Source organism: Massilia sp. W12, assembly GCF_037300705.1.
Taxonomy (GTDB): domain Bacteria; phylum Pseudomonadota; class Gammaproteobacteria; order Burkholderiales; family Burkholderiaceae_D; genus JACPVY01.
Genome location: NZ_CP147776.1, coordinates 3,644,141 through 3,667,181, shown reverse-complemented (window position 1 = coordinate 3,667,181; position 23,041 = coordinate 3,644,141). Strand labels below are relative to the sequence as shown.

The 23,041-nt window shown below is 59.0% G+C and carries 19 protein-coding genes; 15 read left to right on the top strand and 4 right to left on the bottom strand.

Annotated elements, in window-relative coordinates; genetic code table 11:
* The first annotated feature begins 1 nt into the window (after position 1).
* The 3 genes from V8J88_RS14705 (at position 2) to V8J88_RS14695 (ending at position 3,387) form a co-directional block, all read left to right on the top strand.
* Positions 2–1,129, top strand: coding sequence for an ABC transporter permease (locus V8J88_RS14705; protein WP_338844911.1), 1,128 nt, complete (start codon positions 2–4; stop codon positions 1,127–1,129).
* Between the two features lie 14 nt (positions 1,130–1,143).
* Positions 1,144–2,844, top strand: coding sequence for an ABC transporter ATP-binding protein (locus V8J88_RS14700; RefSeq protein WP_338844909.1), 1,701 nt, complete (start codon positions 1,144–1,146; stop codon positions 2,842–2,844).
* A gap of 150 nt (positions 2,845–2,994) precedes the next feature.
* Positions 2,995–3,387: an MAPEG family protein gene (locus tag V8J88_RS14695; RefSeq protein WP_338844908.1), complete on the top strand. Its 393-nt coding sequence runs from the start codon at positions 2,995–2,997 to the stop codon at positions 3,385–3,387.
* Between the two features lie 118 nt (positions 3,388–3,505).
* Here the strand turns inward: V8J88_RS14695 and V8J88_RS14690 are convergent, their stop codons facing one another.
* The 3 genes from V8J88_RS14690 to V8J88_RS14680 form a co-directional block, all read right to left on the bottom strand.
* Positions 3,506–4,156, bottom strand: coding sequence for a DUF642 domain-containing protein (locus tag V8J88_RS14690; protein ID WP_338844907.1), 651 nt, complete (start codon positions 4,154–4,156; stop codon positions 3,506–3,508).
* A gap of 148 nt (positions 4,157–4,304) precedes the next feature.
* The gene (locus V8J88_RS14685; RefSeq protein ID WP_338844905.1) at positions 4,305–5,417 is read right to left on the bottom strand and encodes a questin oxidase family protein; all 1,113 of its coding nucleotides are present in this window, start codon (positions 5,415–5,417) and stop codon (positions 4,305–4,307) included.
* A gap of 12 nt (positions 5,418–5,429) precedes the next feature.
* On the bottom strand, positions 5,430–5,567 hold the full coding sequence (locus tag V8J88_RS14680; RefSeq protein ID WP_338844903.1) for a hypothetical protein: 138 nt from the start codon (positions 5,565–5,567) through the stop codon (positions 5,430–5,432).
* Between the two features lie 156 nt (positions 5,568–5,723).
* Between V8J88_RS14680 and soxR the strand changes: the two genes are divergently transcribed.
* Positions 5,724–6,236 (top strand): redox-sensitive transcriptional activator SoxR, encoded by a 513-nt coding sequence (gene soxR, locus V8J88_RS14675; protein WP_338844901.1) that lies wholly within the window; start codon positions 5,724–5,726, stop codon positions 6,234–6,236.
* A 113-nt stretch (positions 6,237–6,349) separates the two neighbouring features.
* Here soxR and V8J88_RS14670 read toward each other — a convergent pair whose 3' ends face one another.
* Entirely contained in the window at positions 6,350–6,832 is a 483-nt protein-coding gene (locus V8J88_RS14670; RefSeq protein WP_338844900.1) for a DUF4288 domain-containing protein, read from the bottom strand.
* A 204-nt stretch (positions 6,833–7,036) separates the two neighbouring features.
* On the opposite strand from V8J88_RS14670, the gene V8J88_RS14665 reads away from it, so the two are divergent.
* The 11 genes from V8J88_RS14665 (at position 7,037) to V8J88_RS14615 (ending at position 22,869) form a co-directional block, all read left to right on the top strand.
* Positions 7,037–8,305, top strand: a complete 1,269-nt coding sequence (locus V8J88_RS14665; RefSeq protein WP_338844899.1) for a nitrate/nitrite transporter — start codon at positions 7,037–7,039, stop codon at positions 8,303–8,305.
* 19 nt (positions 8,306–8,324) lie between these two features.
* Positions 8,325–9,974: an MFS transporter gene (locus V8J88_RS14660; RefSeq protein ID WP_338844898.1), complete on the top strand. Its 1,650-nt coding sequence runs from the start codon at positions 8,325–8,327 to the stop codon at positions 9,972–9,974.
* A gap of 57 nt (positions 9,975–10,031) precedes the next feature.
* The gene (locus V8J88_RS14655; RefSeq protein WP_338844897.1) at positions 10,032–13,832 is read left to right on the top strand and encodes a nitrate reductase subunit alpha; all 3,801 of its coding nucleotides are present in this window, start codon (positions 10,032–10,034) and stop codon (positions 13,830–13,832) included.
* A gap of 23 nt (positions 13,833–13,855) precedes the next feature.
* Complete coding sequence (gene narH / locus V8J88_RS14650; RefSeq protein ID WP_338844896.1) at positions 13,856–15,394, top strand: nitrate reductase subunit beta; 1,539 nt, start codon at positions 13,856–13,858, stop codon at positions 15,392–15,394.
* 10 nt (positions 15,395–15,404) lie between these two features.
* Complete coding sequence (narJ, locus tag V8J88_RS14645) at positions 15,405–16,091, top strand: nitrate reductase molybdenum cofactor assembly chaperone (protein ID WP_338844895.1); 687 nt, start codon at positions 15,405–15,407, stop codon at positions 16,089–16,091.
* Positions 16,088–16,804, top strand: coding sequence for a respiratory nitrate reductase subunit gamma (gene narI, locus V8J88_RS14640; RefSeq protein WP_338844894.1), 717 nt, complete (start codon positions 16,088–16,090; stop codon positions 16,802–16,804). The genes narJ and narI overlap by 4 nt, the downstream gene beginning before the upstream one ends.
* 10 nt (positions 16,805–16,814) lie before the next feature.
* Complete coding sequence (locus tag V8J88_RS14635; protein ID WP_338844893.1) at positions 16,815–17,585, top strand: peptidylprolyl isomerase; 771 nt, start codon at positions 16,815–16,817, stop codon at positions 17,583–17,585.
* An 11-nt stretch (positions 17,586–17,596) separates the two neighbouring features.
* Entirely contained in the window at positions 17,597–18,277 is a 681-nt protein-coding gene (locus V8J88_RS14630) for a carbonic anhydrase (RefSeq protein WP_338844892.1), read from the top strand.
* A 47-nt stretch (positions 18,278–18,324) separates the two neighbouring features.
* Positions 18,325–19,503: a nitronate monooxygenase family protein gene (locus tag V8J88_RS14625; protein WP_338849890.1), complete on the top strand. Its 1,179-nt coding sequence runs from the start codon at positions 18,325–18,327 to the stop codon at positions 19,501–19,503.
* Positions 19,504–19,774: 271 nt separating this feature from the next.
* Entirely contained in the window at positions 19,775–21,739 is a 1,965-nt protein-coding gene (locus tag V8J88_RS14620) for a LodA/GoxA family CTQ-dependent oxidase (RefSeq protein WP_338844891.1), read from the top strand.
* On the top strand, positions 21,736–22,869 hold the full coding sequence (locus V8J88_RS14615; protein ID WP_338844890.1) for an FAD-dependent monooxygenase: 1,134 nt from the start codon (positions 21,736–21,738) through the stop codon (positions 22,867–22,869). Before V8J88_RS14620 ends, V8J88_RS14615 begins: the two co-directional genes overlap by 4 nt.
* Positions 22,870–23,041: the final 172 nt, after the last annotated feature.

The following is a 23,041-nucleotide window of genomic DNA, read 5'->3' as shown; positions in this document are numbered from 1 at the left end:
CATGACAAATAACGCACAAATCCAGGTATCCCCCAGCTTATGGGCGCTGGCCTGGCGCCGACTGCGCGCCGACAAGGTGGCGATGGGGTCGATGGCGGTCGTGATCGCCTTCCTCTTGATGTTAGTCGCCTCGGCCACCGGCCTGATCGCCTCCGACTGGGAAGCAGAAGTCGCCGTCAACTATGCGCCGCCGACTTTTGTCGGCCCGCAGACGGCGGCTGAACGCGGCGTCACCGAATCCAATACCGAAGCAGAAGAGGTGCCGGAAAATCCCCTCGATCCGCTCAAAGATGTGATTCGCGAATTGCGCGCGCAAACCAGCCCGGCTGCTTCCGGCGCGATTGCGGAAAACGTCGATATGTATGGCGTGACAGACCCGCTGGCCAAGGAAATGGCTGAAGTGCGCGCGGAACTGGCCAAAGATGGCAAACAAGCCAATGTCAAACGTGCGGAAACCCTGCCGTTCGGCGCTGACAAATGGGGCCATGACATCATCAAGAAAACCATCAAAGGTTCGGAAACCTCGATTGTGGTCGGCTTGGCCGCCGCCTTGTTCGCCACCGTGCTGGGCACCCTGTTTGGCGCACTGTCGGGCTATTACGGCGGCAAGATCGACGATTTCTTCAACTGGTTCTACAGCATCTTCACTTCGATTCCTTCGATTCTGATGATTCTGGCGGTGGCTGCCGTGCTGCAAAAGAAGGGCGTCATGACCATCGTGCTGATTCTGGGCTTGACCGGCTGGACTGGCGCCTACCGCCTGATCCGCGCCGAATACATGAAGCACAAAGCGCGTGAATACGTGATGGCGGCAGACGCCATCGGCGCCTCCGATATGAGCAAGATGTTCGGCCATATCTTCCCCAACGTTTCGCATGTGGCCCTGGTGCAAATGTCGATTCTGGTGGTGGGCTTCATCAAGGCGGAAGTGATTCTGTCCTTCCTCGGTTTTGGCGTGCCGGTCGGCACCGTGTCATGGGGCAGTATGCTCAATGAGGCGCAAAACGAGTTGATCCTCGGCAAGTGGTGGCAATTGGTTGCCGCCACCAGCGCGATGGCGGTTCTGGTCACAGCCTTCTCGCTGTTTACCGATTCGCTGCGCGATGCTCTCGACCCGAAACTGAAATGAGCCAAGGATCAGCCATGACGCAGAATAATCAATCCCAGGAACTCCTGTTGTCGGTGCGCAATTTGCGCGTGCGCTTCAAGACCGACAAGAAAAACACATTTGAAGCCGTGAAAGGGATTTCCTTCGACATCCCGAAAAACTCCACGGTGGCGCTGGTGGGCGAATCAGGCTCGGGCAAATCGGTCAGCTCGCTGGCCGTGATGGGCCTGTTGCCGGAAGAAACCACCATCATTGACGCCGGTTCCAGCGCCATGTTCGGCGGCCGCAATCTGTTTGATCTCAGCATCAAACAGCGGCGCGAACTGTGCGGGCGCGACATTTCCATGATTTTCCAGGAACCGATGTCGTCCCTGAACCCGGTGTTTACCGTCGGCTTCCAGCTGTGCGAAGTGTTGCGCCTGCATATGGGCATGAACCAGAAGCAGGCGCGCGAACGCGCCATCGCCTTGCTGGAAGAAGTCGGGATTCCCGACCCGCACACCAAGATCGACTCCTATCCCAGCCAAATGTCGGGCGGGCAGCAGCAGCGCGTCATGATCGCCATGGCGATTGCCTGCGAACCCAAGCTCTTGATCGCCGACGAACCGACTACCGCGCTGGACGTGACGATTCAAAAGCAGATCATGGATCTGATCGCCGCGCTGCAAAAGAAGCATCATATGTCGGTGCTCTTCATCACCCACGATCTGGGCCTGGTGGGCGAGATTTCTGACCATGTGATCGTGATGCGGCACGGTGAAGTGCGCGAAACCGGGCCGGCGCGCCAGGTTTTCCTCGACCCGCAAGACTCCTACACCAAGGCGCTCTTACACTGCCGCCCGAATCTTGACCACCGCCCGATGCGTTTGCCGGTGATCGACGACTATATGAGCGGCAAACTGGTGCAGGAAGGCCCGGATCGTCCGCGCGGCTTCAAGCCGGACGACGAAATCGTGCTGGAAGTGAAAAATCTGGCCAAGAGCTTTTACTTCCGCGAAGGCCTGTTCGGTCAGCGCGAATTCAAAGCAGTGTCGGATGTTTCCTTCAAACTGCCGCGCGGCAAAACCCTGGGTGTGGTGGGCGAATCCGGCTCCGGCAAGACCACCGTCGGCCTGACTCTGCTGCGTCTGCACAAAGCCACCGCCGGCCAGGCCTTGTTCCACGGCAAAGATTTGATTTCGATGTCGGATCGCGAGTACAAAGATTACAAGCGCCGCATCCAGATCATTTTCCAAAATCCGTACGCGTCCCTGAATCCGCGTTTCACCGTGGGCCAGATCTTGCTGGAGCCGATGCGCATCCACAATATCTACAATAACGACGTCGAGCGCACCGAGCATGCGCATGCCCTGCTCAAGCGCGTCGGTTTGCCGGAAGTGGCCTACTACCGCTACCCGCATGAATTCTCCGGCGGCCAGCGCCAGCGTATCGCGATTGCTCGCTGCCTGACCATGAAGCCGGAAATTCTGGTGTGTGACGAATCGGTCTCCGCGCTGGACGTCTCGGTGCAGGCGCAAGTGCTGAATCTGCTGCAGGATTTGCAGGATGAATACGGCATGAGCTATATCTTCATCTCGCATGACTTGTCGGTGGTGAAATACATCTCGGATCAGGTGATGGTGATGAACAAGGGCAAAGTGGTGGAAATCGCCAATTCCGACGATCTGTACCACAACCCGCAAGATCCCTACACCAAGATGCTGCTCTCGGCGATCCCGAAGGGCGTGCAGGTGTGAGCTTGCTGAAGTGAAAAAACGGGTGGCGCGGCCACCCGTTTTTTTGCGGCAGGCGCGCAGAGACAATACTTGCGCCTCGCAGCTGAGGTCGTCGCGCGCAGCGCTTGCACTCTGTTATGCTGTATTTTTCAGATGCCGACAGGAGCGACCGTGCAAGCATACCCCCTGACCTCGCTGGCGACAGTCTTACTGGCCGTCCTCATGATTTTCACCGTGCTGCAAGTGGCGCGCGCACGGCGCAAGAGTGGCATTGCGCCGCCGGCCATGACTGGCGACCCCTTGCTGGAGCGCGCTTTGCGCGCGCAAATGAATACCCTGGAAGGGGTGGCGATTTTTCTGCCCTTGTTGTGGCTGCTCGCTATCTGGTGGACGGATCAGATTGCGGCGATTTGCGGCTTGCTATGGTGTGTCCTGCGTCTGTGGTATGCCTTGGCGTATGTCAAAGCGGCGCGTCAACGCATTTTGCCCTTCGCCCTTTCTTTTACCCTGATCAATTTGAGCGTGATAGGCGTGCTCGCCGGCATCATCCGTCATTGGTTCTGAGCGCTGCGGCTGCGCGTTGTGCGCAAGCGCAGCGCATACTGCCGCATGCCGGTAAAGGCGCGTCTCTGCAGCGTGCGGGCAAGCCGGGTTGCCGTTAGCGGCAATCCGGCTTACTGCATCAGCCCTGTTTGCGCCGCCGCGCCAACAAACCCAGCGCGCCCAGACCCGCGAGCAAACCGGCCCAGGTTTCGATTTCCGGCACAGCGGCCGTGACGCGCGCATTGTCCAGGCCGATGTAATAGCCGGCAGTGTTGCCGACAAAAGAAATCTCAGTGGTATTCCCGGTGGCGGTAAAGTTCAGGCTGAAATGCTGCCAGGAGCCATAGTCGCTGACATTGGTGTTGCTGAACAATTGCGAAGCATTGCCGGCAGAGGCGGTGAGGGAATTCGGCTGGCCCCAGTTGTAAAAGGAAGAGCTGCCCAAATCAAACTCCAGCACATATTGTTGCCCGGCCACGGTTTGGATGGTTTGCGTCAAACCGCCCTGATTGCCGTTCTGATTGAGCCAGCCGGTCAAATCGACAAAACGCTCACCTTCGGCGGCGTGCAAATTGTATGGATTGCCCTGGCCGATCCAGGCCACTTCCGGCCCGATCACGCGCCAGCCCGGCAGATAGGTCGAGCCGGTGGTGAGCGCCATCGAATTGGCGTCGCCGCGATTGTTTTGCAGCGGCGCGCTGCCTTCAAAACCGCCATTGATGAGCAGATTGTCAGCTTGTGCGACGCCGCCGGCGAGCGCCAGCGCGAGCAGTAAAGTCAGTTTTTTCATGAATGATCTCATTGTGTGGAAAAGGTGCTTGAAGGAATGAAACAATTTCAAGTGGGCAAATAATATCAAAACACGGTGCAAATCATGGGAAAATTGCAAGATTTTCGGCGCCCGCAGGCGCGGCGGCGGGCCGTCGCGGCCCGGCCTGCTATCCGCCTGCATCTGTTTTAATCCGCATCGCCTGCAATAACACGGCCAGCGCCTGCGCGTATTCCGGCCAGCCATAAGCTTGCGCTTCGGCATAACAGGCGTGCGCCAGTTTCAAATCATGCACATCCTGCAGCCTGGCTGCTGCGCGTAATATATCCGGCCAATCGGCTGGCGCCAGTGCTTGCGCTTGCGGCATGGCTTGTGCGGGTTCCGCTACCAGCCAGGCCAGGCAAACCGCTTGCCAAAAAGCTTGCAACATGGCCGGCAGCAGGGCTTTGCGTTCGGCTGCCGGCAAGTGGCAGAGCAAACGGCGCAGCGCACTGCCGCCAGTCACCAGATGCAAGCGGGTTAAACCGCCGGCATGCAGCCAGGCGCGAATCGCACACTGTGCGATGGCCGCCAGCGTCGCCGCCAATACCGCCTCATCATCACTTTGCAAACTCCTCAGACGCGGCAGGCGCGCCAGCAAACCGGGTCTGGCCCCGGCGGCGTGCAGCGAACGCGTGATGCTGGATGGATCGCAGGGCAGGGCGCCGATTTCAGCTTCCAGCCAGGCCAATGCGCTGGCGGGATCGTCAAATAGCGCGCCGCTTGGCGCCTCATCTGTCGCGGCCGGCGTCCAGGCGGCGCACACCAGCCAGGCCAGACCGGCGGCGCACTCGTCCAGATGTTGCGCATCCAAACCGTGCGCCAGCCGGATCAAGCCATGAAACGCCGCGCCCGAGGGACAGAAAGGCATGCCATGCAAGACTTCCAGCAAGATGTTGCGCACACCATGTGCGCGCATCTGCGCAAGAAAATACTCACGCAAACCGGGAAAAGCGCTTTGCTGGCCGATGGCGTTGCGCCAATCCGGCATATCCGGCAGCGCGCTCAGCGCTTCTGCTGCCGGCGTGGCGCGGCGGCGCGCCGCTGCCCAGGCCGCCAGCGCATCGCCGCTGGCGTCAATCGCCGCCAGCGCGCCCATGGCCATCGGCAAATGGGTATTAATCTGTGCGCGCGCCAGGCCATAGGCCGGCAAATCATCCAGCAGCGCATGCAGGGCGGCGTGCTGCGCCAGCGGGCGTAATTGTCCTTGCGCCTGCAGGCTGAAAATCGGGTGGCTGCTCATGTTGTCCCCTTCTCAACGCAGATTGTGATCAAACTGCCATTCCTGACGCGCGAGCAAATCCGCGCAACTGTTGTGCGCACCCTGCGCCTGCATTTCAGTTGCCGCCAAAGCAGGCAGCAATAAAGCAAACCAGTGTTGAATCTGTTCCATGATGAACTCCTGTGTTGAATCTGGCGTCATTGTGCAAGTTAAAGTCAACTTGAGCGCAAGCGTTTTTTTGCGCATAATCCGCAAAAGATTTCATGCTGGCGGGGCAATCCCTGCTCCAAGTCTCAAACCACACGCCATTCACCGCAAAGGCCCCACATGTCCGCCATGCCCAATCGCAAAACCGCCCAGCCGGAAACCGGCGCAAGCCCGGCTGCCGACCATCCAAGCGGCCCGAATCTGATGCCGATCAGCGAAGTGGCGCGCCGCTCAGGGCTTGCGGCCAGCGCCTTGCGTTATTACGAAGAACAGGGTTTGCTGCACAGCAGCCGTTCCAGCGGCGGCCAGCGCTTATACAAACGCGAAAGCCTGCGCCGCATCGCCTTCATTCGCGCCGCCCAGCAAGCCGGCTTGAATCTGGAGCAAATCCGCGCCGCCTTCGCCAGCCTGCCGCAGCAACGCACCCCCACGCCGGAAGACTGGCGCCAGCTCGCCGCCTCCTGGCAGCCCTTGATCCAACAAAGAATTGACGCCCTGATCGCCCTGCGCGACAGATTTGATTCCTGCATTGGCTGTGGTTGTTTGTCCCTCACCAAATGCGCGCTGTACAACCCGCAGGATCAGGCGGCGCAAGAGGGCAGCGGGGCGCGCTATTTGCTGAAAAAATGGTAGCTATTCAGCTTTAAACGCTGTGTATGGCGAGTGGTTTTTTTACGAATACATTATGCACCGTCGTCCCCGGGCGCCTTTGTCGGGGATCTTGTGCAATCACTCTGCGGCATGCTTCAGTCGCTCAGATCGCCCACTGCCGGGGTATCATCAAACACTTCCAGCTCATCCTTGCGCTTGATCCATGAGCGGATTTTTCCCAGCGTGCGATTGTCATGCTCTTCCCACAGTATTTCGGCGCCATCCTGCAATTCTTCATGAATCGCCAAGAGTGATGTCAGTCCTTCAAAAACCCAACGGCCCTTTCTGTTTTTGCTTCCTTCAAACTCTGAACCGCAATCCTGCTCCGCCAGCGCCAGCGCTTTTTCGTAAGCGGCTTCACGATCAGGCGCTTGCAAAATGATGGTGTTTTCCCAGGCCCAGCAGCGGCTTTTCAATGAAGGATTCGGCTCATCTTCCCATGCCGCCCGCATGATAAAACTGGCAATCCACCAGCCATGGGGTGAGTGGTTACGATGTGGTATACCGTCTTTCATAAAATTCTCCTGACTCTGTCTCTCTGCAAATTTAGCACGATCTGCCCGAATCCCTGCTTGCATTTGCTTGCAGATTTCATTGCATTGTTACATCCCCTGCTTGGCAGTCCCGCGCTAGCCCACACTGCCAAGCCCTTAGCCCAAACGGGCTAGGCGGCCAGCCCATCCGGCTAGGCCGTTTGCACCCGTTCTCCCTGGCCGCCCTGAGAATGCCTGTGCTGAATTAAAACATGCAAACTGTATGCATATTTTGAGGGAGCAAATAACATGGCTGCAGACAATACCCAAAAGGCAAGTGCGCCGGACAGCCGGGGCAAGGCGTGGTCGGTGCTGATCGTCAGCACACTCTCATTCACTGTGTGTTTTATGGTGTGGATGATGTTTGGCGTGATCGGGATTCCGGTCAAAAAAATGCTGAATCTCAACGCCACCGAATTCGGCCTCTTGACCGCGATGCCGGTCTTGACCGGCTCGCTGGTGCGGGTGCCGCTGGGCATCTGGACTGATCGCTACGGCGGACGCATTGTGATGGCTTGCCTGATGGCGGCTACCATTCCCGCCATTTGGCTCATGGCCTACGCCACCCAGTATTGGCACTTCCTGACCATAGGCTTATTTGTCGGTCTGGCCGGCGGCTCGTTTTCGGTCGGCACGCCATATGTCGCGCGCTGGTTTCCCAAGTCGCAGCAGGGTATGGCGATGGGCGTGTACGGGGCCGGTAATTCCGGTTCGGCGGTGAATAAATTCATCGCCCCCCTGATTTTGCTGGGCTTTGGCTGGGCTGCTGTGCCGCAAGTGTATGCCGCCATCATGCTGGGGACACTGCTGCTGTTTTGGATGTTCAGCCACAGCGACCCGGCGCATCTGGTTCCCTCCAATGTCAAATTCGGCGATCAACTGCGCGCCCTGAAAGATCCGCGCGTCCTCAAATATTGCCAGTACTACAGCATTGTCTTCGGCGGTTATGTCGCGCTGGCGCTGTGGATGGTGCAGTACTACATCGGCGAATTTGGCTTGGATATTAAACAGGCGGCTTTGCTGGCGGCCTGCTTCTCCTTGCCGGGCGGGGTGTTGCGCGCGGTGGGCGGCTGGCTCAGTGACCGCTACGGCGCGCACAGCGTCACCTGGTGGGTGCTGTGGGTGAGCTGGATTTGCCTGTTCTTGCTGTCTTATCCGCAAACCGATTTCACCATCAGCACGGTCAACGGGCCGAAAACCTTTCACCTCGGCTTAAACGTCTGGCTCTTCACCGCCCTCATGTTCATCTTGGGCATTGCCTGGGCTTTTGGCAAAGCCAGCGTCTTTAAATACATCGCCGATGACTATCCCGCCAACATCGGCGCCATCAGCGGCATTGTCGGTTTAGCCGGCGGTCTGGGCGGGTTTGTGCTGCCGATCATGTTCGGCGCCTTGCTTGATTTGACCGGCATCCGCTCCAGCGCCTTCATGCTCTTGTATGGCGTGGTGTGGGTGTCTTTGATTTGGATGTACTGGACAGAAGTGCGCCGCACCGATGTGGTGCGCGGCGCGGCATGATTAACCCGGGAGCATAACAATGACTACGCAAAGCATGCGTCAAGCAGCCGCCAAAAGCAGCGGGCCTGACATCGCCGACTGGAGACCGGAAGACCCGGCCTTTTGGCAAAGCACAGGCCAGCATATCGCGCGCCGCAATCTGTGGATTTCGATTCCCAATCTCTTGGTCGCCTTCGCGGTCTGGCTGATGTGGGGCATCATCACAGTGCAAATGATGAACCTGGGCTTTCCCTTCAGCCAGGCTGAGCTGTTCACCCTGACTGCGATTGCCGGCCTGATGGGCGCCACCTTCCGCATTGCCGCCTCCTTTTTCATCCGCTTGGCGGGGGGACGCAACACGATTTTCTTCACCAGCCTGTTGCTGATGATTCCGGCTTTTTTGACCGGGCTGGGCTTGCAGGATAAGCAGACGCCGCTGTGGTATTTCCAACTGTGCGCCTTCCTGTCGGGCATCGGCGGCGGCAATTTCGCCTGCTCGATGTCGAATATCAGCAGCTTCTTCCCCAAGAGCCGGCAAGGCACGGCGCTGGGCTTGAATGCCGGCCTGGGCAATTTCGGCGTCACCAGCAGCCAGATTTTGATTCCGCTGGTGATGATGGGCGGCATTTTCGGCGCGGCGGCAGGCAGCCCCATGGTGCTGGTGAAAGACTCCGGCTGGCTGCTGGGCAAAATTGTGGCCGGCACGCCGACCTGGGTGCAAAACGCCGGCTTTTTATGGGGCTTGCTGCTGATCCCGATGGTCGCCGCCGCCTGGTTTGGCATGAATAATCTGCAAACCGTCACCCCCAATCATGGTGGAACCCTGAAAGCCTGCGCCAAGATTTTATATCTCTGGAGCTTGACCGCCATCGTCGGCGCCATTGGTTTGTATCTGTATCTGCCGGCGCCTTCCGGCCTGGGTGTGTTGAATATGTGGCTGGCCTTGCCCCTGATCCTCGGCGCCAATCTGCTCTTGATGAAGCTGGCTGCGTTTGGCGAAATGAAAGCCAATATCAGCAAGCAATTTGAGATCTTCCGCAATAAACACACCTGGAGCATGACCGCTTTATACATCGTCACCTTCGGCTCCTTTATCGGTTTCTCGATGGCGCTGCCGCTCTCGATTACGGTGATCTTCGGCTTTTCGCATGTGCCGGACGCATCCGGCGTACTGACGCACACCCTGAAAAATCCGAATGCTCCTTCGGCCCTGACCTGGGCTTGGATCGGGCCTTTTGTGGGCGCATTGATCCGTCCCCTTGGTGGATGGATCTCGGATAAATTCGGCGGCTCTATCGTGACCCAGATTATTTCGCTGGTGATGGTAGGCGCCTCTGCCGCCGTCGGCTGGGTCATGCTGCAAGCCTGGCAGTCGGCACAACCGGAACAATATTTCCCGCTTTTCATGGGACTGTTTGTGCTCTTGTTCGCCGCCAGCGGCATCGGCAATGGCTCAACCTTCCGCACCATCGGCGTGATTTTCGACCGCCAGCAAGCAGGCCCTGTGCTGGGCTGGACTTCGGCGGTTGGCGCTTACGGCTCTTTCATCGCTCCGGTGGTGATCGGCGCGCAAATCAAAGCCGGCAGCCCGCAGCTGGCGATGTATGGCTTTGCCGCCTTCTATGCCGTCTGTCTGCTCTTGAATTGGTGGTTCTACCTGCGCAAAGACGCGGAAATTCACAACCCTTAAGCCCCGAACCTACGAGCGCGCCGCATGTGCCGGCGGCGCCACAAATGGAGAAATATCATGAGTCATTTCCTCGACCGCTTGCAATTTTTCAAGCTGCCGCAAGAAGAATTCGCCAACGGCCATGGCCGCACCACGGCGGAGGATCGCAGCTGGGAAGACGCCTACCGCAACCGCTGGGCGCATGACAAGGTGGTGCGCAGCACACATGGCGTGAACTGCACCGGTTCTTGTTCCTGGAAAATCCATGTCAAAGGCGGCATTGTGACCTGGGAAACCCAGCAAACCGATTACCCGCGCACGCGCGCCGATTTGCCGAATCACGAACCGCGCGGCTGTGCGCGCGGGGCCTCCTATTCCTGGTATTTGTACAGCGCGAATCGGGTGAAATACCCGATGATCCGCGCACGCCTCTTGAAACACTGGCGCGCAGCGATGCAAAACGCCAAGTCGCCGGTGGACGCCTGGGCGGCGATGGTTGAAAACGAATCCGCCAAGCGCGAGTGGCAAAGCCAGCGCGGCCTGGGCGGTTTTGTGCGGGCGACTTGGGATGAAGTGAATCAAATCATCGCCAGCGCAAATGTGTACACCGCCAAGAAATACGGGCCGGACCGGATTATCGGCTTTTCACCGATTCCGGCGATGTCGATGATCAGCTACGCCGCCGGCAGCCGTTATCTGTCCTTAATCGGGGGCGTGTGCATGAGTTTTTATGACTGGTACTGCGATTTGCCGCCAGCCAGCCCGCAAGTCTGGGGCGAGCAAACCGATGTGCCGGAATCGGCGGACTGGTATAACGCGGGCTATATCATCGCCTGGGGCTCGAATGTGCCGCAAACCCGCACCCCGGATGCGCATTTTTTCACGGAGGTGCGCTACAAAGGAACCAAGACCGTGGCGGTGACTCCGGACTATGCCGAAGTCAGCAAGCTGGCGGATTTGTGGATGCACCCCAAGCAAGGCACTGACGCCGCGCTGGCCATGGCGATGGGACATGTGATTCTGAAAGAATTTCACTTCGACAAAAAGAGTGAATACTTTGACGATTATCTGCGCCGCTACACCGACATGCCAAACCTGGTGATGTTGGAAGAAAAAAACCTGGCCGATGGGCGCACCGTGCTGGTTCCGGGACGCTATCTGCGCGCCTCAGACTTTTCCGACAAGCTGGGACAGGACAACAACCCGGAATGGAAAACCCTGGCGTTTGATATGGAAAATCAAATCGTCACGCCGCAAGGCTCGATCGGTTTCCGCTGGGGCGCAGCCGGGCGCGCCGATGCCGGGCGCTGGAATCTGGAACAACGCGAAGGCCGTGACGGCGCCCAAGTGCGCCTGCGTCTGAGCTTGATGAACGATGTCGAGCCGGACGCTAAGCACGAACAGGGTTGGCAGGTGGGCGATGTGGCGTTTCCCTATTTCGGCGGACGCGATACGCCGCATTTTGATGCGAATAAACAAGTGGCAGCCAAGGATGATGTGCTGCTGCGCAAGGTGGCGATGCGGCGCATCCGCTTAGATGATGAGCGCAGCGCGCTGGTGGCCACGGTGTTTGATTTGAACGCCGCAAATTATGGCATTGCGCGCGCCTTGCCTGGCGAAACGGCGGCCAAGAGTTTTGACGATGACACCCCCTACACCCCGGCCTGGCAGGAAAAAATCACCGGCGTGCCGCGTGCGCAAGTGATCACGGTGGCGCGCGAGTTTGCCGACAACGCCAATAAAACGCGCGGCAAGTCGATGGTGATCATCGGCGCCGCCATGAATCACTGGTACCACAGCGATATGAATTATCGCGGCATCATCAATATGCTGATGCTGTGCGGCTGCATCGGCCAATCCGGCGGCGGCTGGGCCCATTATGTGGGACAGGAAAAATTGCGCCCGCAAACCGGTTGGACTGCGCTTGCTTTTGCGCTGGATTGGGTGCGCCCGCCGCGCCAGCAAAATTCGACCAGCTTCTTTTACGCCCATACCGACCAATGGCGCTATGAAAAACTGGGGGTGGAGGAAATCCTTTCGCCCTTAGCCGACCGCAAAACCTTTGGCGGCAGTCTGATTGACTACAATGTGCGCGCCGAGCGCATGGGCTGGCTGCCCAGCGCGCCGCAATTGCAAGCCAATCCGCTGACGCTGGCTGCGCAAGCGCGGGCCGCCGGCGTTCCGGCTGCCGAGTATGTCGCCAAGGCGCTTGCCGATGGCAGCTTGCGCATGAGTTGCGAAGACCCCGACCACCCGCAAAACTGGCCGCGCAATATGTTTGTGTGGCGCTCAAATCTGCTCGGTTCCTCGGGCAAGGGACATGAATACTTCCTCAAGCATTTACTGGGCACAAGCCACGGCGTGCAGGGCAAGGATTTAGGCCCGGACGATGCGCGCCCGAATGAAGTGGAATGGCATGACAAGGCCCCGGAGGGCAAGCTGGATTTGCTGGTGACGCTGGATTTCCGCATGAGCACCACCTGTCTGTATTCCGACATCGTATTGCCGACCGCCACCTGGTATGAAAAAAATGATTTGAACACCAGCGATATGCATCCCTTCATTCATCCGCTGTCAGCCGCAGTCGATCCGGCCTGGCAGAGTAAGAGCGACTGGGAAATTTACAAGGGCTTCGCGAAAGCATTCTCAGAAGTCTGCGTCGGCCATCTGGACGTGGAGCAGGAAGTGGTGTTGACCCCGCTGATGCATGACAGCCCGGCGGAGCTGGCGCAAGCCATGGGCGTGGCGGAATGGAAGAAGGGCGATTGTCCCTTGATTCCGGGCAAGACCGCGCCGCAAATCAGTGTGGTCACGCGCGATTACCCCAACACTTACCGCCGCTTTACCGCGCTTGGCCCCTTGATGGAAAAAGTTGGCAACGGCGGCAAGGGCATCAGCTGGGATACGCAGGATGAAGTGCTGCAACTGGCGGAATTGAATGGCCGCGTGCAACTGGCCGGCCCGACCCAGGGCATGCCGAAAATTGAAAGCGATATCGACGCCTGCGAAGTGATTTTGCAGCTGGCCCCGGAAACCAATGGCCATGTCGCCGTCAAGGCCTGGGAAGCGCTGTCAAAAGTGACGGGACGCGAACATGCGCACTTAGCGCTGCATCGCGAAGATGAAAAAATCCGTTATCGCGATGTGCAGGCGCAGCCGCGCAAAATCATTTCTTCCCCCACCTGGTCCGGCCTGGAGAGTGAAAAAGTGTCGTACAACGCCGGCTACACCAATGTGCATGAGCTGATCCCCTGGCGCACCCTGACCGGGCGGCAACAGTTTTATCTGGATCACCCCTGGATGCTGGCGTTTGGCGAAGGCTTTTGCGCTTACCGTCCGCCGGTCGATTTGAAAACCGTGGATGAGATGATCAACCGCAAGCCGAATGGAAATAAGGAAATTCTGCTGAATTTCATCACCCCGCATCAAAAATGGGGCATTCACAGCACGTATAGCGACAATTTGCACATGCTGACCTTGAATCGCGGCGGCCCGGTGATTTGGCTCTCAGAAGATGACGCCCGACAAGCCGGGATTGAGGATAACGACTGGGTTGAACTGTTTAACAGCAATGGCGCGATTGCGGCGCGCGCGGTGGTCAGCCAGCGCGTCAAAAACGGCATGGTGATGATGTACCACGCGCAGGAAAAAATCGTGAATACGCCGGGTTCGGAAATCACCGGCGCGCGTGGCGGCATTCATAACTCGGTGACGCGGATTGTCACCAAACCGACCCACATGATTGGCGGCTATGCCCAGTTCAGCTACGGCTTTAATTACTACGGCACGATTGGCTCAAACCGTGATGAATTCGTGGTGGTGCGCAAGATGCGCAAAGTGGATTGGCTCGACGGCGACGCCGCGCAGATCCAGAAATAAGCACAGGTATTGAGGAGAATCACATGAAAGTACGCGCCCAAATTGCAATGGTGCTGAATCTGGACAAGTGTATCGGCTGTCATACCTGTTCTGTCACTTGCAAAAATGTCTGGACCAGCCGGCCCGGAGTCGAATACGCCTGGTTCAATAATGTCGAAACCAAGCCCGGCATCGGTTATCCGAAAGAATGGGAAAACCAGAATCGCTGGCAAGGCGGTTGGGTCAGAAAGGATGACGGCAGCTTGGAACCGCGTCAGGGCGGCCGCTTAAAACTCTTGATGCGCATGTTCGCCAATCCGGCCTTGCCGCAGATTGATGACTATTACGAGCCGTTCACCTTCGATTATGAGCATTTGCAAAATGCGCCGGAGGGGCGCGCCGCGCCCACCGCCCGCCCGCGCAGCCTGATTACCGGGCAGCGCATGGAAAAAATCGAATGGGGGCCGAATTGGGAGGAAATTCTCGGCGGTGAATTCGCCAAGCGCAGCAAGGACGCCAATCTGGACAGTTTTGACGCCGCGCAAAAAGCCATGATCGGTAAGTTTGAAAACACCTTCATGATGTATTTGCCGCGCCTGTGCGAACACTGCTTGAATCCGGCCTGTGTCGCCTCTTGCCCTTCAGGCTCGATTTACAAGCGCGAGGATGATGGCATCGTCTTGATTGATCAGGATAAATGCCGTGGCTGGCGCATGTGCGTTTCGGGCTGTCCCTACAAAAAGATTTATTACAACTGGCAAACCGGCAAGGCGGAAAAATGCATTTTCTGCTATCCGCGCATCGAAGCTGGTCAGCCCACCGTCTGTTCGGAAACCTGCGTGGGCCGTATCCGCTATCTGGGCGTGATGTTGTATGACGCCGACCGCATTGCCGAAGCCGCATCGGTGACGGATGAAAAACAGTTGTACCAGGCCCAGCTCGATATCTTCCTTGATCCGCATGATCCGCAGGTGATTGCGCAAGCGCTGGCCGATGGCGTGCCGGAAGCCTGGCTGGAATCAGCCCGCAACAGTCCGGTGTATAAGATGGCGATTGAATGGAAGGTGGCGCTGCCGCTGCACCCGGAATACCGCACCTTGCCCATGGTCTGGTATGTGCCGCCGCTGTCGCCGATTCATGGCGCGGTGCAAGCCGGCCATCTGGGCGTGAATGGCGAGCTGCCGGATCTGCAGCAAATGCGCATTCCGCTGCAATATCTGGCCAATCTGCTCACCGCCGGCGACACCAAGCCGGTGGAAAACGCACTCACCCGCATGCTGGCCATGCGCGCTTTCATGCGCAGCCGCCATGTCGATCAGGTGGATAACCAGGCCGTTTTAAAACAAGCCGGCTTGAACACGGCGCAAGTGGACGAGATGTACCGCATTATGGCGCTGGCGAATTACGAAGACCGTTTCGTGATTCCGAGCGCGCATCGGGAATATGCGGAAAACGCCTTTGATGTGCGCGGCGGATGCGGCTTTTCGTTTGGCAATGGCTGTTCGGATGGACAGACCGGGTTGAGTGTGTTTGGCGGCGCCAAGCGGCGCACGATTCCGATTAAGAGCATGGATCCGGCGTAAAGGAGATGTCATGGAAAACCCGATGCCGTATCAGTTGCGCGCGCTGGCGCGTTTGCTGAATTACCCCGGCGCAGAATTGCGCGCCCAATTAGAACCCTTGCAAGGCGCGCTGCAACTGCCATCTTTCAGCGCGCAGACGCAAGCCGGTTTGCGCAGCCTGCTTGATTATCTCGGCCACAGTGACAGTCTGCAAATTGAACAAGACTATGTCGCCACCTTTGACCGGGGCCGCGCCACTGCCTTGCACCTGTTTGAGCATGTGCATGGCGATTCGCGCGAACGCGGCCCGGCCATGTTGGATCTGGCCGCCACCTATGCGCAGAAAAATGTGTTTCTGGCGCCGGGTGAGTTGCCCGATCATCTGTGTGTCGCGCTCGAATTCGCATCGGTTTGCGAGGCGCAGGAAGCGCGCGATTTTCTGGCCGAAACCGGCCATATTCTGCAAGCCATCTATGCCGCTTTAGTCAAGCGCGCCAGCCCCTGGGCCGGGGCCTTGGCGGCGGTGTTGGAATTGGCCGGCGTGGCGCCGGATGCGCGCGCCGGCGCCGCGCCGGACAACGCTGAGAGCCTCGACCAAAGCTGGCAGGAGCCGCCGGCTTTCGGCGGCTGTGACAGCGCCGGCCAATTGCGCGCGGACGGCAGTATGCCGCTCAATTTCTATCCTCCCACCCGTAACCGCCATGGAGCACGGCCATGAACGCCATTGATCATTTCGTCTTCGGGATTTATCCCTACATCGCGCTGGCGGTGTTTTTGCTGGGCAGCCTGCTGCGCTTTGAGCGCGACCAATACAGCTGGAAGAGCGATTCTTCGCAACTCTTGCGCGCCGGCCAATTGCGTATCGGCAGCAATCTGTTTCATCTGGGCGTGCTGTTTTTATTCTTTGGCCACAGCGTCGGCATGCTGACGCCGCATTTCATGTACGAGCCTTTCATCACGGCGGGACAGAAACAATTGCTGGCCATGATTTCGGGCGGCCTGTTTGGCGTGCTGGGTTTTATCGGCGTCTCACTGTTATTGCACCGGCGCTTATTTGATGTGCGCATCCGCGCCACCTCGAAAACCAGCGACATCATGTTGCTGCTGCTGTTATGGCTGCAATTCGCCCTGGGCCTGGCCACCATTCCGCTCTCGGCGCACCATCTGGATGGCAGCGTCATGCTGAAGCTGGCGGAATGGGCGCAAAGGATTGTGACCTTGCGTGGCGAAGCCGCGCCGCTCTTGAGCGATATTGATTGGGTGTTCAAGGCGCATATGTTCTTAGGCATGAGCATTTTTGTGGTCTTTCCGTTCACCCGTTTGGTGCATGTCTGGAGCGGGTTTGCCTCGCTGGCTTATCTGGCCCGTCCCTATCAACTGGTGCGCAGCCGCCGTCTGGGCCTCAAAGCGCGCACCCCGCATGGTGAATAAGGAGATGGATATGCATGCCGCAAATCAAATTCCGAGCGTGAATGGCGTCTTGCTGCTGGCCCCGGGCGAGACGCTGGACGCGCCGCATGTGCAACAGCGCGCCTGTTATGAATTGCTGCGCCAGCGCGCCCTGCAGTGCGGCCTGCTGACGCCGCAGCAAGGCGGCGATGAGCAAGCGCTGCAAACCGCGCTGGAAGCCTTATTGCAGCAGGAGGCGCCGATTCCGCAGCCGGGTGATGCCGAATGCCGGCGCTATTACCAGGCGCATCTGGAGCAATTCCGTCAGGGCCAGGCGCGCCATATGCGGCATATTCTGTTTGCCTTGACCCCGCGCACCCCGGTCGATGCGCTGGCGCAGCAGGCGGAGCAGGTTTTGCTGGAATTGCTGCGCCAGCCGCAGCCGCCAGGCCGCTTTGCAGAATTGGCGCGTGAATATTCCAACTGTCCCTCCGCCCGGGAAGGCGGCGATTTGGGCTGGATCGAACCTGCCGCACTGGCCCCGGAATTGGCGCAGCAGATTTTTTTGCGCGCCGATGCGCCGCGTCAGGCCGGCATACATCCGCGTCTGTTGCATAGCCGTTTTGGTTTGCACATCGTCGATATCCTGGCCTTGCGCGTTGGCGTATTGCCGGAATATGAACAGGTGGCCCCGCGCATCGCCTTGCAATTGCAGCGCCAGGCCGAGGCCCGCGCGCTGCGGCAATATGTCAGCGTGCTGGCGGCGCAAGCCGAGTTGTGCGGGGTGGACTTGGATGCCGCCGCTTCACCCTTGCTGCAATAAGGGGGATGCCAATGGACACGCCGCCGCCCTTGCCGCAAGCGCAGGAAGATGACGCCCTGTTGCAAAGCCTGCGTCATTTTCATGCTGATTATTTTCCCTTGCACCAGCAGCGTTTTCAGGATCTGGTGGCGCAGGGACAGCATCCCACTTCGCTCTTTATCGGTTGTTCCGATTCGCGCGTAGTGCCGTATTTGCTGACCGGGGCCGGGCCTGGCGAGTTATTTATTGTGCGCAATGTCGGCGCCCTGGCGCCGCCATGGGAGGGCGCACATGGCTGGCATGGAACCAGCGCGGCGATTGAATATGCCGTGCTGGTGTTAAAAGTGCGCCGCATCATCGTTTGCGCGCACAGTCATTGCGGGGCGATACGCGCGGCTTACGAAGGCGTGCCGGAGCAGGCCCCGGCCCTGCGCAGCTGGCTGGAATTGGCGCAAGACGCGCTGTTGCCGGTGCAAGTCTGCGATGAGGCATTGCGCCGCACCGAGCAGCGCAGCGTGGCCCTGCAATTGCAACGATTGCTGGACTACCCCATGGTGCGCAGCGCGGTCGAGGCCGGGCAACTGAGTTTGCACGGTTGGTATTATGTGATTGAAGAGGGCGAGGTGTATGTGTTTGATGCGCGCAACGGCAGTTTTGTCGCCGCCTCCAGCATCGCGTCGGGGCAATTTACTGCAACAGGGAAAACAGAATGAATACACAAGTGCGGGAAGAAGAAGCAAAACAGGCAGCCTTGCTGCAGATGGCGCAGGATGGCGGCTTGCGCAGTTTACATTTATGCGGGCGCGCGCTGTTGCCGGTGGTGCAGGGCGGCATGGGCGTCGGGGTTTCCGCCGGCGGCTTAGCTGGAACCGTCGCCAGCCTGGGCGCGGTGGGTACGATTTCCTCAGTGGATTTGCGCCGCCTGCACCCGGATTTGATGCAGGCGACCCAATATTTGCGCGATCCGGGCAGCGCTGCCGAGGCCATCAATCTGGCTAATCTGGTCGCGCTGCAGCGCGAAATCGCGCGCGCCCGTGAGCTGTCCCAGGGACGCGGCTTGCTGGCGGTGAATGTGATGAAAGCCTTGAGCGCGTATCCTGAATTGGTGCGCACAGCGCTGGAAGCCGGGATTGATGCCGTGGTGGTGGGGGCCGGCTTGCCGCTGGATTTGCCGGAACTGGCGCGCGATTTTCCGGACACTGCCTTGATTCCGATTTTGTCGGATGCGCGCGGCGTGCAGCTGATTTTGCGCAAGTGGGAAAAAAAGGGACGCTTGCCGGATGCGATTGTGATCGAACATCCGCGTCTGGCCGGCGGCCATCTGGGCGCGGCCAAGGTGGCGGATTTGCAGGATACGCGCTTTGATTTTGAGGTGGTGCTGCCGGAAGTGCGCAAATTCATGCAAAGCGCGGGCTATGAGCGGCACATTCCCCTGATTGCGGCGGGCGGGGTGTCTTGCCATGCCGATATCAACCGCTTGCAAGCGCTGGGCGCGGATGCGGTGCAACTCGGCACGGCCTTTGCCGTGACATGTGAATCTGACGCCGAACTGGGGTTTAAGCAGGTTCTGGCGCGCGCCAAGCCGGAAGATATTGTGGAATTCGTCAGCGTCGCCGGCCTGCCGGCGCGTGCAGTGCGCACCCCCTGGCTGGACAAATATCTGCGCATCGAACCCAAATTGAAAGCGGTGGCGCACGTTAAAAAGCATTGCAATATGTTGTTTGATTGCTTGGCGCAATGCGGTTTGCGCGACGGTAAGAGTGAGATCGGCCAGTTTTGCATTGATCAGCAACTAGGACATGCCCTGGAAGGGGACAAACAGCGCGGCTTATTCTTCCGTGGCGCCGGGCGCCTGCCGTTTGGCGAGCAGATCAGACCGGTGCAGGATTTGTTGCAGTGGCTGATGAGCGCTGCGCCAAGCGCCGCCAGTGCGGCCTGAAGCACCGAGGCGCATCCGCCTGCCTGTGTCACCAGACTCTTGCGCCGCTGCCGCCGCCGCTATCGTGGATGTGGGAGCGGCTTTTGTCGCGAACAAGGCCGCGTCACAGCGCCAGCGTCATACCCGGCTGAAGCAGCCACCAGCCCAGCCACATCATGTCACTGTCAAAAGCAACAGCTTGCCATTTCCACCAGGCATGCTAGCCTGAGCGGGCTTCATGCTTCTGCGCTCCATACCATGCATTTAATTGCAACTCTTACCGGAGGTTTGTATGTCGAGTACCGCCAGCACCGCCAAGTCAAAAAAACCAGCCGACACTGCCATTGTGCGCGCCGCCATCCATCCAGCGATTGGTTTTGCCCGCGTCGGCAATAGCAAGACCGAACATTTCATTGCGCAGCAAGTGACTGAGCCTGTTCCCAAACCGGCTGATTATTACCGTGACAAGAGCGGCGCCTTAAAACGCGAAGGCGTGGAATTCCGCATCTATGGTTATAACGCCGCTGGTGAAGTGGTGGCCGAGCTGACCAAGAGCAATGCCGATATCACCTGGTCTGCGCATGCGGTCAATCGCAAAGCCGCCTGGTATCAATGGCAGATTGCGATGGATATTCCGGAAGCGGCGACGGTGGTTTTACCGCGCCGCAATGCCAAGGTGCTGGGGCCGGCGCGCCAGTCCTTGGTGATTGACGGCGGCGTGCAAACACTGTCTGCAGCCAAAGGCGGCAGCGCGCAATTTGTCGGCAATTTCACAAATGTGCCCGTCACTTTGGGTGAAATTCGCATCATCGAAGAAGGGCGCTTGCTGTTTTTGGGCGGTTTTGGCCGCTCCGAGTCGCCCACCGGCGCGCCGATTTACAACCCGGCGGATGGCAATTCCTTCATCAATGCCGATGACTGGTTTGACGATACCTCAGATGGCCCGATTGAAGCCAAGGTGCTGATCAAGGGCGTCGAGATTCCAGTTGATGGGGCCTGGGTGGTGACAGCTCCGCCAAACTATGCGCCGCAAGTCAAGGCTGAGCGCACCTTGTACGATTTATTGTATGACTTGTATGTGCGCAATGGCTGGATGCAAGCGCCAAGCCTGCCTTCATTCACCCATGATATTTATCCCACGCTGCAGCGGCTGACCGATTTGCAATGGGTGAACCAGGGTTTTCTGGTCGGCTTTGGCTTTGGCAGCCAGATGGATTTCAGTGAACCGGACTTGATTGCGCGGCTGCACACCAAACAAGTGGATGGCTATGATTTGCATCAGGAATTCCGGCGTCAGATTTTCAACAGCTTCCGCAGCCCGATCCAGACCGATGGCAATCAAATGCCCTGGCCCTGGGTGTATGGCGATGCGATGACAGTTCCGGCGGGCGACAGCCCACGGCAAAACTCGACGATTACCGAAACCCAATACTATTTCCTGCAACGCTGGGTGGAAGGGAATTTCATCGACGATTGGGCGGAAAAGAAAAAGCCGCCGACGGCGATTAAAGATTTGCCGCTGGAGTTGCAGCCTGCCATGCTGGACCGCGCAGCGCTTGATTTCGCCCTGGCCGACGCCTTTCACCCCGGCTGTGAATTGACCTGGCCGATGCGGCATTTGACGATGTACTACAAACCATTCCGCATCCGCCGCCGCGCCCCCGGCAGCCCGCCGACCGACTATGGCAAAACCCTGGATCAGCAACAATGTTTAGCTGTGAATGGCCCGCTGTATGAGCAAAGCCCGGGCGATTTGAACCGCTGGATGGGTTTGCCCTGGCAGGGCGATACGGCCTGGTGCCGTTCCGGCTATCAAACCACATACGATCCTTTCGTACCGACCTTCTGGCCGGCGCGGGTGCCGAATCAAGTCTTGAGTGAAGCCGATTACAAGATCGTGATCGACAGCAAAAAGCCGCTGGGCGAGCGGCTGGAAGCGTTTAACCATCGCAGCGATTGGAATGAAGCGCTGGGCCCGGGCACATCGACTGCGCACCAGATGGAAGAAATGGTCAAATTATTTGGCTCCATGGGTTTGCTGATCGTGATGGATGGGGTCAAGAATTCCCCCCATTTTCCGCCCAAGATGATGGTGGCGACATATGGCCCGGGCGTGCAAGCGCCGGTTCTGCAAGCCGAGCAAAATGCGCAGGCTGAGGGACGGGAAAGGAATCTCCGCAGCTTGCCGCGCGGGGCCAACTTTGCCGACCATGACGACGCAGAGGCAGCGCCGTTGCCGGGTTCGCGCCGCAGATGAAGCAGTCTGCGCAAAGCTTTGATGTGGCGATTGCAGGCGGCGGCCCGGCCGGCGCCGTCTGCGCTTTGCTGTTGGCGCGCGCCGGCTGGAGCGTCTTGCTGGCCGACCAGCGTGAGGGCGGCGCAGTGCGGGTTGGCGAGGGCTTGCCGCCCGCCGCCAAATCGCTGTTGCAGGAACTCGGGCTGTGGCCGGCCTTTTGCGCCGGCGGCCATCGCGAGAGTCCGGGCAATTTTTCGATTTGGGGCAGTGACACACCTTATGCCCAGGATTTTGTGCTCGGCTTGGCCGGTTGCGGCTATCAATTGCAGCGCGCCGCGTTTGACGCCATGTTATTGGACGCCGCGCAAAATCAGGGCGCGCAGATTTGGCGCGGCGCACGGCTTCAGTGTCAGGGACAGCACAATGGGCGGCACACCGTTTGCCTGCGCCAGCCGGACGGGACCGAAAGCAAACTGCAAGCAGACTGGCTGATCGACGCCAGCGGCAGAAGCGCAGTCCTGGCGCGCCAGCTCGGCGCGCAGCGCGTGGCGCATGATGATTTATTAGCGTTTTATAGCGAATGCGCCGGCAGTCCGGATGACGCCGATGCGCGCAGCATGGTGGAAGCCGTGCCGGATGGCTGGTGGTATAGCGTATTGCTGCCTTCCGGGCGGCGCCTGTTTGCCTTTTTCACCGGGCGCGCGCATCCGGCGCGGCAGCAATTATTAAGCGAAAGCGCTTGGCGCGCGGCTTTGCAGGCGACGCCATATCTGGGCGGCATATGGCGCCGTTACGATTACCGCGTATTGCGCGGGCCGCAAGGCTGCGACGCCGGCAGCGCCTGTTTGAACAGCATCGCCGGCCCGAATTGGCTGGCGGCGGGCGATGCCGCGATGTCGTTTGATCCGCTGTCTTCCCAGGGCATCGCGCACGCCATCGACAGCGCCATGCACGCCGCGCGCAGCATGCTGGCCGCCGCAAATGGCGATGCGCAGGCGATTCCCGCTTACGCCATGCGCCAGGCCAGGGTGTACGCGGCATATTTGCTGCACCGCCAGCATTTTTATCGCCAGGAAACGCGCTGGCCGGAGCAGGCGTTTTGGCGCCAGCGGCATGCCTTGCCGCAGGGCTTGGCGGCGGCGCTTGCCTGACCCCGCGTCAATCACGATCCAGGCGCCGCTTGATTTGTGGCAGGGGGAAGCCCTCAGTCCCGCATCAGCGTTTGCCTATGCCCCGGCCTTGTTTGCGACGGTAGTCGCGTCCGCCACAATACATCAGACTGTTTGCCGCTCCGCCTGGCGGAATTTCCGCATCGCCCTATGC